Consider the following 14334-nt stretch of genomic DNA (forward strand, 5'->3'; position numbering starts at 1 on the left):
ATCCAGGGCATGACGCTAGAAAAGGTCGCGCAAAAATGCGGCGTCAAAGAAGAAGTCGCGCCAAAAGAGGTCGAGATGTCGAATTTGCCGATCTTTTACCACACTTTACGTCAGCATACAATACGCTTTGACTCCGAAGTCGTGGGCAAAAACCTAGCCGAGCTTGAGCTTCCTAGCGACTTTTTGGTGCTACTCATCAAGCGCAAGGGCGAATACATCAAACCGACGGGCTCATCGGTGTTTGAGGAGGGCGACTTGCTGCTCATTCAGTGCGAGGACGAAAACAAATACAACGAAACCTTAAAGACGTTTACGGCGTAAATTTGCCGCCGTTTGCGTAAATTTTAAAGAAAGGAAACAGAAATGAAATTTAAGGATTTGACTTTATCTACGTTTTCAAGCGCGTTTCGTAGAATAAGAAATAAGAGAGGACTTAACAAAAATAAAGATAAAAACATTAAAGAGGAGAAATAAAAATGAAGTTTGTCAATTTATTTTTAATAGCCGCTTTATGCGTTACGTTTAGTTATGCAAAAGAAAAAGTAGATTGTAGCGACCCGAAAAATAGACCGCGTATGATTGCTGGTATGTTAGTAGGGGGGAAAAAGGAGTGTTATTTAACTGCTAAACAAGCTAAGCGTAATCTTGACGGCACTATCGGCAGAAATCCAGTTACGGGCAAAGTAACTTCAAAGGCTGAATTATTAGGTGGAGATAACGCTACGACAAACATCGAAAAAGCGCAGATGAATTTTGGCAAAGCGCAGCAAACGTTAAAAGACGCAGAGGAAGCTTACGAGGACGACCGCAGCGTTAAAAACTCTCGCCGCGTAGATAAGGCGCGCAAAGCGTTTAAACAAGCGCAGCTAGACCTTGAGGCGGCAGAAGAGATAAAAGAAAAAGCCGATAAGAAAAAGGACAAGTAGCCTGCTCAAATTTGAGTTTGAACGAGCCAAGTATCAAGAGGGAAGCCCTCTTGACCAAATTTAACAATCTAGCGTTTAGCCCCCTCAGCGGCGAAGCCGCTTAGGGATATATTTAAATCTAGCTTAAATTTAGCCGAATTTATCTTTCAAATTTAACCCTCTTTTACTCCAAAGCCTGCGCGAGATCGGCGATGAGGTCGTCTGCATTTTCTAGGCCGACGCTGATTCTGATTAGCTCCTTTGTTATGCCTGCCTTTATTAGCTCCTCGCTTGAGAGCTGCTGATGCGTAGTGGAGGCCGGGTGCGTGATGAGCGACTTTGAGTCGCCGATATTTACGACGATTTTAAAGAGCTTTACTTTGCCCAGCATCTTTACGGCGCGCTCATAGCTATCGGTTTCAAAGCACATTAGCCCGCTAGCCATGCCGTCCTTGAAGTATTTTTGCGCCTTTTCGTGCTCCGAGTCGCTTTTTAGCGTCGGATAGGTTACGCGTTTTACGTGTTTGTGCGAGCTTAAAAACTCGGCGATTTTGTTCGCATTTTGCGAGTGCCTCTCGATACGAACACTCAAAGTCTCAAGCCCCTGGATGAGCTGCCAAGAGTTAAAAGGCGAGATCGTAGCGCCTATATCGCGCACCAAAGCCACTCTCATGCGTAGCGTGTAGATGTCGAATTTGTCCGCCATCTGGGCGTAAACTAGCCCGTGATAGCTCTCGTCTGGCACGTTAAAGTGCGCGTATCTGGCGTTGCCGACTAGCTTGGCGTTTAAATTTTTGCTAGCTACGACAGCGCCCGCTAGGCTTAGGCCCTGGCCGCAGATATATTTGCTCGCGCTATGCACGACGACGTCGATGCCGTGATTTAGGGGCTGGAAAATGATCGGCGTAGGCACGGTGTTATCTGCGATCGTTACGATGCCGTGCTTGTCCGCGATCTCGACGATTTTTTTAAAATTCGGGATTGCGATTTGCGGATTTGATAGCGTCTCGAAAAATATCGCGCGGGTTTTGTCGTCTATCAAATTTTCAAGATCGTCCGCCGTGTCGCTGTCAAACACCCGCGCCTCGATACCGAAACGCTTAAGCGTATGTATGAAAAGAACCATCGTCCCGCCGTAAATTTTCTTTGCCACGACGATGTTATCGCCGACTGCGGCTAAATTTGCGATCGAGTAAAAGATCGCCGACTGGCCGCTAGCCGTCACGATAGAGGCCGAGCCCTCCTCGAGCGCGGCTATACGGCTCTCTAGCACGTCCGTCGTCGGGTTGCCCAGCCTCGTGTAGATGTGGCCAGGATCTTCTAACGCGAACCTCGCCGCAGCCGCCTCGGCGCTACCGAAATCATAAGCCGTAGTCTGGTAAATCGGTACCGCCATGGCGCCAGGGCCAGCCTTTGTATCGTAGCCGTAGTGCGTGGCGATCGTCTCTTTTTGCATGTGTCTCTCCTTGTAAAATTTGCGCGCATTATAACCGCTAAAAGTTTAAATTGGTATAATTGGGCTTTTGAAAGGAAAAAATGGCTGAACAAAACGATAAATTTAAGCGCGTAAAATACCTGCGCGGTCTAGAAAAGTTTGTAAAATCTGCGATTAGCGGCCTAAAGCGCGAGGATTTCGACGACGCCCAGTTTCGCGCTAGAGCGGCTAAAAATGCCGAAATTTTACGAAAAATAGAGCCGGTATTTTTAGATAGTCCGTATGCGAAATCTTTGGAAAATTTCGCGAATTTAGTGATAAATCAGATGCCGAGATGCCAGCTTATAGCCTTTGCCAACGCGCTAGAAAAGCTAAAAAATCAAAAAACCTACAAAAAAGAAAAGCACAAAAAAAACTACAAGGACGAAGAGTGAAATGCGTGATATTTGACATGGACGGCACGCTCATAGATAGCGCAAAAGCCATCTGCGAGACGGTAAACGAGGTGCGGCGCGAGCTTGGGCTTCACGGCGATCTAGCCGCGGAGTTTATCGTAAAGGCCATAAACGAGCCGGGGCGAAATTTGGGGCTTGATTTTTACGGTATCGATAAGCCGGATATGAAACTGCGGGATAACTTTGAAGCTAAATTTAAGAAAAACTACTGCGAATACGCCGCAGCCTACGAGGGCGTAGAGGAGCTGCTAGCCGGACTAAAAGAGGCCGGGCATTTCGTCGCTTTAGCTAGCAATGCGCCGCGATATACTTTGGATGAAATTTTACAAAGAAGCGGGATATTTAAATTTTTTGATCTCATCGTCGGAGCGGATGAAAACGTACCTCAAAAACCAGATCCCGCGATGCTAAATTTGATACTAAAATCAGGCGAATTTGATAAAGCGATATTTGTCGGAGATAGTAAAAAAGACGAGCTTGCCGCGCTCAATGCAGGTATGAGATATCTAAACGTTTGTTGGGGTTTTGGTAGCAAAAGCCCAAGCTGCGATAATGTCTTTACGGTGGCGGAAGCAGCCCAATATATCGAGAGGTTATAAAAATTTAGCGCATTATTTTACGAGAAATAATGCGTATTTTAAGTTTTAAGAAAGGTTTTAAATTTATGGATTATGATATATTTTCTCAAAGTCCTAGAGAAAAATTCTTTGATATTTTATTTAACGCGAACAAAAATTTAGTCGAAAACGAGCTTGAAAAAACCTTTGAAAAATTTATCGCGATGAGCGAATTTTGCGAAAAAAACGGCTTTGACGAAACGGCGCAAAATTCGTTTATCTCTCAAAATCAGACGCTTATAAACGAGCGCCTAAACGACATTTATATCGGGCTTAGTGGGGATATTTTAAGTCAAAATGAGTAAAATGGCCGTTATATTTTCGTTGTTTTTATCGCTGGCTTTCGGTGCGGTAAATTTCGAGGAAGAGCACCTTTTTGAGCTCAAAAAAGACGAGTGGGCGCGGGTTTTCGTAACCAAAAAGGGCACAAACGAGCGCGAGAGTTTTGATTTTCGTTGGACGCTTTTTGATAATACGAACATTATCGTACATTCGCGCTACCGAAACTATCCTCGCCAGCTTGTTATGTCGCTAAGACGCGGCCTTGAGACCTATAAGCAGACTTTGATACCGGACCTCAAATATCCGCCTAGCGACCGTGTCGCGCTTTATCTCGTTTTTGAGGATTTTAAACAAGGCGTAGCGAAATTTCGCGTGCTGATAAAGGACGACGAACAGCGCGTAGACGTGGAGTTTTTGGACCCGCTAAGAAAGCAAAGCGGCGCTCAAAATAGCGCGCAAAACGCAAGATAAAAGCAAAATTTAAGTGAGCATAAATGGAAAAAATCGATCTGATAATGAAAAATTTTATCTCAGAGCTTGGCTATGAGCCTGCAAATGCGATGTTTGCTCGGATAAATTCGGGCAAAAAGCTGCGCTCTAAGCTGCTTTTTAAAATAGCGGGCGAGAGCGAACAGAGTCTTAAAATTTGCGCGATTACCGAGCTTATCCACCTAGCTAGCCTGCTTCACGACGACGTGATAGATGATGCGGGCACCAGGCGCGGAAGTCCGAGTATAAATGCGAGCTTTGGCGCTAAAAACGCCGTGATGCTGGGCGATATCCTCTACTCGAAGGGTTTTTACGAGCTGTCGAAATTTCCGCACGAGATCGCGGGCGAGATATCGGGCGCGGTTAGCAAGCTAAGCGTGGGCGAGATGATGGACGTGGAGTTATCGGCTAAATTTAACGAGGACAAATCCGCGTACGAAACGATGATTTATTATAAAACCGCCGTTTTGATCGAGGCTGCCGCCGCGGTCGGAGCGATGCTAGCCGGACTTGATGCGCGTAATTTTAAAATTTACGGTAAAAATTTAGGCCTAGCTTTTCAGATCGTAGACGACATCCTAGACGTCACGCAAGATGCCGCGACGCTTGGAAAGCCAAATTTTAGCGACTTTAAAGAGGGCAAAACGACGTTACCTTACATTTATCTTTACGAAAGCTTAAACGAAGCGGACAAAGAGAAGCTAAAAAGTTTGTTTAAAAAGGACCTGAGCGAGGCTGAGCGAGGCTGGGTGAGGGCGAAGATGAACGAAACGGGCGCGATAAAAAAAAGCATAGAAGCGGCTAAAAATTTAGGCGAGCAGGCGATAAAATCGGTAGAAAAATTTAATGTAGACGGCCTAGAAAGTATCGTAAAATCAATGATAGACAGGGAATTTTGATGCATTACGCAAGCGTGAGCTTTACGCATAAAAACACCGATATATCCGTGCGCGAAAAGCTCTCTTTTTCCAACATCGAGCGCAAAAACGAAATTTTACGCCTCATTAGCTCCAGCCAAAACATCAACGAGTGCATGGTGCTAAGTACTTGCAACCGCGTCGAGATCATCGCTAGCGTAAAAACGGTCGAGGGCGCTAGCAAGCACATAATCGCTTGTATGTCGCTCATCTGCGGCATCCCTTTTGAGGAGCTGCAAAGCAGAGCCGACGTCTACGAGGATAACGGCGCCGTGCATCATCTCTTTGCCGTAGCTAGCTCGCTAGATAGCCTTGTTATCGGCGAAACGCAGATCGCGGGGCAGCTAAAAGAGGCGTATAAATTTGCCCGCGCTAACGGTAAATGCGGCGCAAAGCTCGGAAGGGCGATGGAGTTTGCCTTTAAGTGCGCGGCGGAGGTGCGAAATAAAACCGAAATCTCCAAAAATCCGATCTCCGTTTCAAGCGTCGCGGTGGCGAAGGCAAAGGAAATTTTCGGCACGCTAAACGGCATGGTCGCCGTGATAGTGGGTGCCGGCGAGATGGCGGAGCTAGCCGCAAAGCACCTAATCGCAAGCGGCGCGCGAACGATAATCATCAGCCGAAACAAAGAGCGCGCTAAAAATTTAGCCCTAACGCTGGGGGATAATAACGAATACGACTCACTTTCAAACGTAGCGCAGTACATAAATAAATATCAAATAATATTTTCCGCGACTGCCGCGCCGCATCCGGTTTTGATCGACGCGATGGTTGAGCCAAAGGAGTTTAAGCGCTACTTTTTTGATATAGCCGTGCCGCGCGATATCGCGATCACGCAGAGCGAAAATATCAAAATTTACGCCGTGGACGACCTGCAAGAGATCGTAAATAAAAACCTTGCCCTGCGCGAAGAACAAGCCCAGATCGCATACGGCATAGTCGGGCGAAATACGGCGGCATTTTTTAAAATGCTGCGCGAGCTAGCCGTCACGCCGCTAATCAAAGGCATCAGAGAGCAGGCCAAAGAGTGCGCCCAGAGAGAGCTAGCAAAAGCCATAAAAAAGGGCTATCTAAAACATAGCGACGAAGAGGAGGCGTATCGCCTCATACATCAGGTTTTTAAGGCGTTTTTGCACGCGCCGACGATAAATTTAAAAAACCTCGCGGGCGCTGCGGGAAGCGAAGCACAGCTAAGGGCGATCGGGGAAATCTTTAACGTCGCGGAGCAAACGCCGCAAGAAGAAAATAACGAATTTGAATGGGAGAACGAATGAAATTTAGTAAACTTTACGCGCCGACGGCAAAAGAAGCGCCAAAAGACGCAAGCCTGGCAAGTCATAAATTTTTGCTCCGAGCGGGCTACGCCGAGCAAGTAGGTAGCGGACTTTACAACTTTTTGCCGCTTGGCAAACGAGTGCTTGAAAATATAAAAAATATCGTCAAAGAGGAGCTTGACGAAGCGGGTGCGCAGGAGATTTCGATGAGCTTCGTCACGTCTGCGGATCTTTGGCGCGAGAGCGGACGCTTTGACGTCTACGGCAAGGAGCTTTTACGCTTTAAGGACCGCAAAGAAAACGACTTCGTTTTAAGTCCGACAAACGAAGAGAGCATAGTCGCGCTCGTGCGAGGCAAGGTAACGTCCTACAAGCAACTGCCGCTAAATTTATATCAGATAAATACTAAATTTAGAGATGAGGCAAGGCCGAGATTCGGGCTGCTTAGAGGGCGCGAATTTTTGATGAAGGACGGATATAGCTTCCACGCAAACGCCGAGGATCTGGACCGCGAATTTGACCTGATGGAAAAAACTTATAGCAAAATTTTTACTCGTCTCGGGTTAAATTTTCGCGCGGTTAGAGCCGATAGCGGCGCGATAGGCGGCAGCGGAAGCAAGGAATTTATGGTGCTAGCAAATAGCGGCGAGGACGATATCATCGTCTGCGAAAACTGCGACTACGCCGCAAACATAGAGGCCGCAACTCGCGCAAAACGAACGACGCAAGCCGAAAGGCCCGAGGCCGATGCGGCTAAATTTTTAACGCCAAACGCCAAAACCATCAAGGACGTGGCGGAGTTTTTTAGAGTCGATGAGTTTTACTGCATAAAAGCTGTGATAAAAAAGGCGATTTTTATCGATGCTAAAGGCGAAAAGAGTGAGAAAATCGTAGTATTTTTCGTGCGCGGCGAGGACGAACTGCAAGAGGTCAAGGCTCAAAACGCGTGCGGCGCGGTTGAGCTAGCGGACGCAACCGAGGCCGAGATCTCGGCGGCCGGGCTAGTCGGCGGATTTTGCGGGCCGGTCGGGCTAAAGGGCGTAGAGTTTTATATCGATAATGAGCTTCAGGGTGAATCGCAGATGATCTGCGGCGCAAACGAGCTGGATTATCACTTCGTGGGCGTTAGCGTTAGCAGCTTTAACGCGGAGCGTTTCAAGGACCTAACCGCCGTAAAAGCGGGCGATAAGTGCCCTTGCTGCGGCGGAAATTTAAGCGTTAGCAAAGGTATCGAGGTCGGACATATATTTAAGCTAGGCACTAAGTACTCGGAGCCGATGGGTGCGACGTTTTTGGACGAAAACGGCAAGGCAAAACCGTTCATCATGGGCTGCTACGGCATCGGCGTTAGCCGCCTAGTTGCCGTTGCCGTCGAGGCTAGCCACGACGAAAAAGGCATAATCTGGAACGAAACCCTGACTCCGTTTAAATTTGAAATCATCATCTCAAATTTAAAGGACGAAGAGGGCGTTAAATTTGCGCAGGGGCTTTACGAGAGCTTGCGCGTGGCCGGCGTTTCGGTGCTGCTTGACGATAGAAATGAGCGTTTCGGCGTTAAAATGAGCGAATTTGAACTAATGGGATTTCCTTACGCCGTGATCGTGGGCAAGGGGCTAGCAGAAGGCACGGTAGAGCTTGTTACTCGGGGTGGTCTGGTTAAAGAAACCGTCAAAGCGAGCGAAATTTTAGCGCGCCTAAAGAGCCTATGATAAAGCATTTTTTTACGCCTTACGTCGTTTTGGAGATCGTGGCGGCGTATTTTTTTATCCACGCGTACGGATTTTTAAATTTGGTCCTAGAGGTCATCGCATCGGCTATTTTGGGGCTATTTTTTATGTTTCGCGTCGGATTTTTTCAGCTAACTAGCAACATCGCGTTTTTTAAGCCCGCAGACGTCTTTAGTAGCGTAGGTATGGCGATCGGGGGCTTTTTTATGTTTATCCCAGGGCTTATCACCGACGTTTTGGGCGCGGCGATCATAGCGGTCGCATTTTTTGCAAATTTAAAAAACGGCGGCGAACGCAAGGGCGGGAGCGAATATTATTACGAAAAATTTGAGAGCGGACGTGACAAACCGCGCGATGACGGCGAAATCATCGACGTCGAAGTCGTAGAAGAAAAGAGGCAAATATGGAAAAATTAAAAATCGCAACGAGAAAAAGCGTGCTGGCTATGTGGCAAAGCGAGCATATCAGGGATAAAATTTTATCGCGCTACCCAAATCTTGCGGTTGAGCTAACGGGCATGAAAACCAAAGGCGACGTGATACTTGATACGCCGCTAGCTAAAATCGGCGGCAAGGGGCTTTTTACAAAAGAGCTAGAAGATAGCATGCTAAGCGGCGAAACGCACATCGCCGTGCATAGCCTAAAAGACGTGCCTGTCGTGTTTCCGGAGGGGCTGGTGCTAGCCGCGATCTGCTCGCGCGAGGACGTGAGAGATGCGATGCTAAGCGAAAAATACGCTAAATTTGAGGATCTGCCCCAGGGCGCGCGCGTGGGCACGACGAGCCTGCGCCGCAAGATGCAGCTTTTAGCGATGCGCCCCGATCTTGAGATAATCTCGCTACGAGGCAACGTCCAAACTCGCCTGCGCAAGCTAAAAGAGGGCGAATTTGACGCGATCATCCTAGCGATGGCGGGTGTAAACCGCTTAAATTTACGCTCCGAAGTCGCGCATATAGTGCCGTTTGAGCTAGATCAGATGATACCTGCGATGGGGCAGGGCGCGCTTGGTATCGAGGCTAGAGAGGACGCTGAAATTTTAAATTTGATAGAGTTTTTAAAAGATGAAAAAGCCGTCATAGAAACGACCGTGGAGCGCGATTTCGTCGCGATGCTAGAGGGCGGCTGCCAGGTGCCTATCGGCGTAAATGCAAATTTAAACGGCGACAAGATCGAGATACGCGCGGTCGTGGGACTACCGGACGGTAGCGAGAGTATAAGCGAAAATATCGTCGCGCAAAAAAGCGAATGGAAAAGCGTGGGCGCCGAGCTTGGACGGATATTTATCGGTAAGGGCGCAAAAGAGCTGCTAAAACGCGCCGTGGAGATGGCGAATATATGAAAAAAGCGCTTATATTGGCGCTCTTGGCGTCCGCGCTTTTTGCACAGGTGGATTTAGAGCTTATTTATTCGCTCTTTACCGATAAAAATTTTGATAAAAACGCCTATTTTAAAGGCGAGATGCGAGATCGCCTAAAAAGTAATTTTTACTCGCCCGACAAATTTGACGAAATCAAAGTCGCCAAACTCGGCCACAGCAGCGAATTTAGCGGGATATTTCGCGTTTGGCTCGCTTCTAAAAACGGCGCATCCCTTGATCTATACATTTTTGCTAAAAAAGACGGTATTTATGCGCTTAGATCGCTCGCTCAAACCGGCATCATAGAGGCGATGATAAGGGGCTATGAGGCTGCGAGCGAGGCGGAAAAGGCGCAACTTAGAGCAATGGGCGGGGATATAGAAAATTTAAGGCTGATTTTAGCAAGCGATAATGCATTGCTAAAATTCGGACGCGAAAACGAGGCGAAATTTGAAGAGCTGTTTGCGCTATATCAAAAGGACGAAGCGGCGGCAAACGAAGTCTTAAAGCGCTTACATCTATCTCATGCGGCGTACGACGGCGGAGTTTTTGAGCTTATCGTAGGCGGCGTAACGGATAACGTAGCGGGTTTTATGCGCGTGGAAAACGAACCCGATCTGCCGCAGATGAGTCCGAGCGAGTTTATAATGCTAGAACGGCTCTCTCCAAACTCAAAATGGTATCTTTTTAAGACGACTTAGACCGATAGAGGCAACCCTAGCCGGTTTTCACTTTTTGCTTGCCTTAACGCTGCAAATTTAGCGCCATGCACTTTTGGTTAGAGGTTGTAAGAGATTAAATTTTTGCTAAGTCGGCGTTAAATTAGTGTATCAGCTAAAACCGATAATTTTTACGATTTTACTAATTTTTCGGCAGTTAAAGTTGTGTTTTTGGCTCAAAATGTTTGCAAATTTAACTCAAACGCGGCCAAAATTTTAGCTTCAAAAACGGCTCGTTCGAATATAAATTATTAAGGAAAAATATGAACTACATCAAGCTTCTAAAAGATAACGGCCTACTGCGCGTCATCGACGAGCCCGCGGATATCGATCTAGAAATCGCGCACGCAAGCTACATCGAGGTCAAGCGCGAAAACTCGCAGGCGCTACTTTTTACAAATCCTATCTGCAAAAAAACGGGGCGCAAATTTGCTCCAGTGCTAACAAACATCTACGGCTCAAAGCGCGCTTTAGAGCTTATTTTCGGACGAGATCCGGACGAGATCGCGAGCGAGATCGAGCGGCTTTTAAAACCAAAAAAGCCTAAAAGCTTTGGCGAAAAGCTAAATTTTACCGCGTATTTGTTTGAGATGAGAAAAATTTTTACGAAAAGATTAAAAGGCGAGGGCAAGTGTCAGCAGGTCAAATTTACGGGCGAGGAGGTCGATCTGTTCTCGCTTCCAGCGCTAAAAACATGGCCGCTTGACGGCGGGGCTTTTATCACGATGGGGCAGGTCTATACGCAAAGCCCTGACGGCGAGCTGCAAAACGTCGGCATGTACCGGCTGCAAATTTATGGTAAAAATCGCCTCGGCATGCATTGGCAGATCCACAAAGACGGCGCGAATTTCTTTAACGAATACAAGCGCGCAGGCCGCAAGATGCCCGTATCCGTGGCAATAGGGGGCGATCCGCTCTATATCTGGTGCGGCCAGGCGCCGCTACCAAAGGGCGTATTTGAGCTGCTACTTTACGGCTTCATCCGCAAAGAACCTGCCAAGCTCGTAAAGTCGCTAACGAATGAAATTTACGTCCCGCACGACGCGGACTACGTGATAGAGGGTTTCGTGGATACGGATAAATTTGAGCTTGAAGGGCCGTTTGGCGATCACACGGGCTTTTATACGCCGGTGGAGCCGTTTCCCGTTATGGAGGTTACGGCGATCACGAGCAAGCGTGAGCCTCTGTTTCACGCGACCGTAGTCGGCAAGCCGCCGCTAGAAGACAAATACATGGGCTGGGCGACGGAGCGCATTTTCCTGCCGCTTTTGCGTACGACGGTACCGGAGCTTCTAGACTACAACATGCCTGAAAACGGCGTCTTTCACAACCTCATTTTAGCTAAAATCAACGCCCTTTATCCGGCGCACGCAAAGCAGGCGATGCACGCGTTTTGGGGCGTTGGGCAGATGAGTTTTGTCAAGCACGCGGTTTTCGTCGGCGAGGATGCGCCTGATTTGAGCGATTATGGCGCGCTTGCGGAGCATATTTTAAACCGTTTTGGCAAAAATGCTCTGTTAATCAGCGAGGGCGTGTGCGATCAGCTAGATCACGCGAGCCCAAACTCGTGCTTCGGCGGTAAGCTGGGGATCGACGCGACGCAGGACTTTTCAACGCCTGCGCCCGTGCTTTTGGATGATGCCGCGCTGCTGGCTAAATTTAAAGAAGTAGAGCCGAATTTAACCGAGCTCGTGCAGTTTAAAACAAATACCAAAACTCCGATTTGCGTCGTCAAATTTGATAAAAACCGCCTCGTAAAAGAGGTTTTTGAAGAGCTTTTGAAATTTAAAGAGCACTTTAAACTACTCGTTTTCGTCGGTCCAGAAAACCGCCTAGAAAATCCGTATATGCTGCTTTGGCGCGTGACGAATAACATCGACGCCTTGCGCGATATCTACGTGCGTGAGGGCGCGGTCTGTATCGACGCCACCGCAAAAGGCGAGGCCGAAGGCTATACGCGCGGCTGGCCGCTGCAAACCGACTGCGACCGCGACGTCGTGGCAAATTTAATCAAGCGCGGCATAGTAAAAGACGAACCGGAGCTATTTAGTAAATTTGAGATTTTCGGATAAATTTTTAAACTCGGCAAATTTGAGAGGCTAAATTTGCCGAGCCGCTTAAATAAATTCGTTTTTCAAGCGCCTTTTTAGCCCGAATTTTATAAAATCGCAAAATGGATAAAGAACGCCTAATAATCGATAAATTCAGCAACTCCTTCATCGGCGACGACGGTGCCGTCGTGGCGCATGAGCGCGGCCGGTGGGTGTACAGCAAGGACCTTTTTTGCGAGGGAACGCACTTCCTAGCAGGCTGGCTTAGTATGGAGGAGATCGCGCGCAAGGCGATGCTCGTAAATCTCTCCGATGCCGTCGCGATGAACGCCGAGCCTAAATTTGCGCTTTTGGGACTTGGGCTACCCAAAAACACTAGCGCGGCGCATATCTCGGCGCTACGCAAGGGATTTGCGGACGTTTGCGACGAGTACGGCGTGACTATCATCGGCGGCGACACGATCGGCAGCGATAAAATTTTACTTAGCGTTACCGTTATCTCGCGGCTTTGCGGCAAGGCGGTTTTACGAAGCGGAGCAAAAAAGGGCGACTTGGTTGCTTTTACGGGCGAGCTTGGAGGCAGTCTAAAAGGGCTTAGGACGCTTTTAAACGGCGGGCGTATCGCGTCAAATTCGCGCTTTAAAAGGCCTATTTTAAAAGATAAATTTTTCTACGCCGCAGCGGATAAGATAAATGCTGCCATGGATGTCTCAGACGGGCTTGGCGCAGATCTAGCCAAGCTTTGCGCGCAGAGTCGGTGCGGGGCGAAATTTAGCAAGCGGCTAAGCAAACGCGAGCTAAATAGCGGCGAGGAATACGAGATTTTATTTACGTTTAGTCCGAAAAACCGCGCCAAAATTCTTAGCCTTGCTCGCAAAACCCGCACGAAAATCACGATTTTTGCCAAAATAACGAAAGGAAAATTTAAAAGCAATGCAAGAAACCACCATTTTTAAGCCTCTCTACGCGCTCACTCACGCGCCCATTAACGCGTATTTTAGTAAAAACTCGGACGATTTTGTGGTGCGCGAGATCCCGCTTTACGCATTTAGCGGGCAGGGCGAGCACCTCATCGTTGAAATTTGCAAAAAAGATATGACGACGCAGGAGGCCTTACATGCGCTAAGCGAAATAAGCGGCGTAAAGATGCGGGATTTTGGCTATGCTGGGCTAAAAGATAAGCAGGGCATGACGACGCAGTTTATCTCGATGCCGCGTAAATTTGAGGCGGCGCTAGCAAATTTTAGCCACGAAAAGATGAAAATTTTAAGCCTCGCCGCGCATGATAATAAGCTTCGCATCGGGCACCTAAAAGGCAACAGCTTTTTTATCCGCCTAAAAAAGGTGATGCCTAGCGAGGCCGCCAAGCTTGAACAAGCCGTGCGAAATGTGGGCGAGACGGGCTATCCAAACTACTTTGGTTATCAGCGTTTCGGCAAATACGGCGACAACGCGCAAAGCGGGCTGGAGCTGCTAAAATCCGGTACCGTAAACGGCAAAAAGAGCAAAAATCCAAAGCTAAACGACTTTTTGATCTCGGCATATCAAAGCGATCTTTTTAACCGCTGGCTTAGCAAGCGCGTTGAGATTTCGAGATTTGCGCAGGATTTTAGCCTAGGCGAGCTAGGTCAAATTTACCCGTATCTGGGCGGCGAAAATTTGAAAAAATTAAAATCGCAAAAGAGATTTTTTAAGCTGATAGAGGGCGAAGTTTTGGGACATTATCCGCACGGCAAGTGCTTTTTGTGCGAGGATTTGGACGCGGAGGGCGCGCGCTTTGACGCTAGAGATATCACTAGCTGCGGGCTGATCGCAGGCGCGAAGGCGTATGAGGCGCAGGGCGCGGCTAGGGCGGTAGAGGATCAAATTTTCGCGCAGGCGAATGAATATAAAGCTAAGATGACGGGCTCAAGGCGCTTTGCGTGGTGCTATTTGGAGGATGCAAGCTACAAATACAACGAGGAAAAGGCGCACTTTACGATAAATTTCACGCTGCAAAAAGGAAGCTACGCGACGGTGGTGCTGGAGGAAATTCTCCACAAAAACATCTTTGAGTAGGGCGGCTCGTCTTTTCCGCTATATATCGCCGGCGGCCGGGCTTTGGTG

At 48.0% G+C, this 14334-nt stretch carries 16 protein-coding genes; 15 read left to right on the top strand and 1 reads right to left on the bottom strand.

What is annotated here, in order from left to right; translation table 11 throughout:
* A partial coding sequence (locus RYL88_RS06835) for a TrkA C-terminal domain-containing protein (protein WP_314990026.1) occupies positions 1–321 on the top strand: 321 nt, incomplete at its 5' end.
* Positions 322–476: 155 nt separating this feature from the next.
* Entirely contained in the window at positions 477–926 is a 450-nt protein-coding gene (locus RYL88_RS06840) for a hypothetical protein (protein WP_314990028.1), read from the top strand.
* Positions 927–1089: 163 nt separating this feature from the next.
* Here the strand turns inward: RYL88_RS06840 and RYL88_RS06845 are convergent, their stop codons facing one another.
* Positions 1090–2361, bottom strand: a complete 1272-nt coding sequence (locus tag RYL88_RS06845) for an aminotransferase class I/II-fold pyridoxal phosphate-dependent enzyme (RefSeq protein ID WP_314990030.1) — start codon at positions 2359–2361, stop codon at positions 1090–1092.
* Positions 2362–2441: 80 nt separating this feature from the next.
* Between RYL88_RS06845 and RYL88_RS06850 the strand changes: the two genes are divergently transcribed.
* From RYL88_RS06850 to truD, 13 genes are all read left to right on the top strand, one after another.
* Positions 2442–2774: a hypothetical protein gene (locus RYL88_RS06850; protein WP_297965299.1), complete on the top strand. Its 333-nt coding sequence runs from the start codon at positions 2442–2444 to the stop codon at positions 2772–2774.
* Positions 2771–3394 carry an HAD family hydrolase gene (locus RYL88_RS06855; RefSeq protein ID WP_314990033.1) on the top strand — a complete coding sequence of 208 codons (624 nt, stop codon included), beginning with the start codon at positions 2771–2773 and terminating at the stop codon, positions 3392–3394. Before RYL88_RS06850 ends, RYL88_RS06855 begins: the two co-directional genes overlap by 4 nt.
* Positions 3395–3459: 65 nt before the next feature.
* A complete protein-coding gene (locus RYL88_RS06860; protein WP_298058267.1) occupies positions 3460–3717 on the top strand; it encodes a DUF2018 family protein in 258 nt (85 codons plus the stop codon).
* Complete coding sequence (locus RYL88_RS06865) at positions 3710–4165, top strand: hypothetical protein (RefSeq protein ID WP_314990035.1); 456 nt, start codon at positions 3710–3712, stop codon at positions 4163–4165. The genes RYL88_RS06860 and RYL88_RS06865 overlap by 8 nt, the downstream gene beginning before the upstream one ends.
* Positions 4166–4188: 23 nt before the next feature.
* A complete protein-coding gene (locus RYL88_RS06870) occupies positions 4189–5082 on the top strand; it encodes a polyprenyl synthetase family protein (RefSeq protein ID WP_314990037.1) in 894 nt (297 codons plus the stop codon).
* Positions 5082–6374, top strand: a complete 1293-nt coding sequence (hemA, locus tag RYL88_RS06875) for a glutamyl-tRNA reductase (protein ID WP_314990039.1) — start codon at positions 5082–5084, stop codon at positions 6372–6374. Before RYL88_RS06870 ends, hemA begins: the two co-directional genes overlap by 1 nt.
* The gene (locus RYL88_RS06880; protein WP_314990041.1) at positions 6371–8083 is read left to right on the top strand and encodes a proline--tRNA ligase; all 1713 of its coding nucleotides are present in this window, start codon (positions 6371–6373) and stop codon (positions 8081–8083) included. The genes hemA and RYL88_RS06880 overlap by 4 nt, the downstream gene beginning before the upstream one ends.
* The gene (locus RYL88_RS06885) at positions 8080–8517 is read left to right on the top strand and encodes an FxsA family protein (protein WP_314990043.1); all 438 of its coding nucleotides are present in this window, start codon (positions 8080–8082) and stop codon (positions 8515–8517) included. Before RYL88_RS06880 ends, RYL88_RS06885 begins: the two co-directional genes overlap by 4 nt.
* Positions 8505–9440 (top strand): hydroxymethylbilane synthase, encoded by a 936-nt coding sequence (gene hemC, locus RYL88_RS06890; RefSeq protein WP_314990045.1) that lies wholly within the window; start codon positions 8505–8507, stop codon positions 9438–9440. Before RYL88_RS06885 ends, hemC begins: the two co-directional genes overlap by 13 nt.
* A complete protein-coding gene (locus RYL88_RS06895; RefSeq protein ID WP_314990047.1) occupies positions 9437–10159 on the top strand; it encodes a hypothetical protein in 723 nt (240 codons plus the stop codon). Before hemC ends, RYL88_RS06895 begins: the two co-directional genes overlap by 4 nt.
* Before the next feature lie 281 nt (positions 10160–10440).
* On the top strand, positions 10441–12249 hold the full coding sequence (locus RYL88_RS06900) for a menaquinone biosynthesis decarboxylase (RefSeq protein ID WP_314990049.1): 1809 nt from the start codon (positions 10441–10443) through the stop codon (positions 12247–12249).
* 101 nt (positions 12250–12350) lie between these two features.
* The gene (locus tag RYL88_RS06905; protein ID WP_314990052.1) at positions 12351–13184 is read left to right on the top strand and encodes a thiamine-phosphate kinase; all 834 of its coding nucleotides are present in this window, start codon (positions 12351–12353) and stop codon (positions 13182–13184) included.
* The gene (gene truD, locus RYL88_RS06910) at positions 13162–14286 is read left to right on the top strand and encodes a tRNA pseudouridine(13) synthase TruD (protein ID WP_314990054.1); all 1125 of its coding nucleotides are present in this window, start codon (positions 13162–13164) and stop codon (positions 14284–14286) included. The genes RYL88_RS06905 and truD overlap by 23 nt, the downstream gene beginning before the upstream one ends.
* Positions 14287–14334: the final 48 nt, after the last annotated feature.

It is taken from the genome of uncultured Campylobacter sp., from assembly GCF_963517995.1.
GTDB lineage: Bacteria > Campylobacterota > Campylobacteria > Campylobacterales > Campylobacteraceae > Campylobacter_A.

Bases quoted from the DNA above. Each gene is read 5' to 3' on its own strand.
- RYL88_RS06840 (WP_314990028.1), top strand. From the start codon at position 477: ATGAAGTTTGTCAATTTATTTTTAATAGCCGCTTTATGCGTTACGTTT.
- RYL88_RS06845 (WP_314990030.1), bottom strand. From the start codon at position 2,361: ATGCAAAAAGAGACGATCGCCACGCACTACGGCTACGATACAAAGGCT.
- RYL88_RS06850 (WP_297965299.1), top strand. From the start codon at position 2,442: ATGGCTGAACAAAACGATAAATTTAAGCGCGTAAAATACCTGCGCGGT.
- RYL88_RS06860 (WP_298058267.1), top strand. From the start codon at position 3,460: ATGGATTATGATATATTTTCTCAAAGTCCTAGAGAAAAATTCTTTGAT.
- RYL88_RS06865 (WP_314990035.1), top strand. From the start codon at position 3,710: ATGAGTAAAATGGCCGTTATATTTTCGTTGTTTTTATCGCTGGCTTTC.
- RYL88_RS06870 (WP_314990037.1), top strand. From the start codon at position 4,189: ATGGAAAAAATCGATCTGATAATGAAAAATTTTATCTCAGAGCTTGGC.
- hemA (WP_314990039.1), top strand. From the start codon at position 5,082: ATGCATTACGCAAGCGTGAGCTTTACGCATAAAAACACCGATATATCC.
- RYL88_RS06880 (WP_314990041.1), top strand. From the start codon at position 6,371: ATGAAATTTAGTAAACTTTACGCGCCGACGGCAAAAGAAGCGCCAAAA.
- RYL88_RS06885 (WP_314990043.1), top strand. From the start codon at position 8,080: ATGATAAAGCATTTTTTTACGCCTTACGTCGTTTTGGAGATCGTGGCG.
- hemC (WP_314990045.1), top strand. From the start codon at position 8,505: ATGGAAAAATTAAAAATCGCAACGAGAAAAAGCGTGCTGGCTATGTGG.
- RYL88_RS06895 (WP_314990047.1), top strand. From the start codon at position 9,437: ATGAAAAAAGCGCTTATATTGGCGCTCTTGGCGTCCGCGCTTTTTGCA.
- RYL88_RS06900 (WP_314990049.1), top strand. From the start codon at position 10,441: ATGAACTACATCAAGCTTCTAAAAGATAACGGCCTACTGCGCGTCATC.
- RYL88_RS06905 (WP_314990052.1), top strand. From the start codon at position 12,351: ATGGATAAAGAACGCCTAATAATCGATAAATTCAGCAACTCCTTCATC.
- truD (WP_314990054.1), top strand. From the start codon at position 13,162: ATGCAAGAAACCACCATTTTTAAGCCTCTCTACGCGCTCACTCACGCG.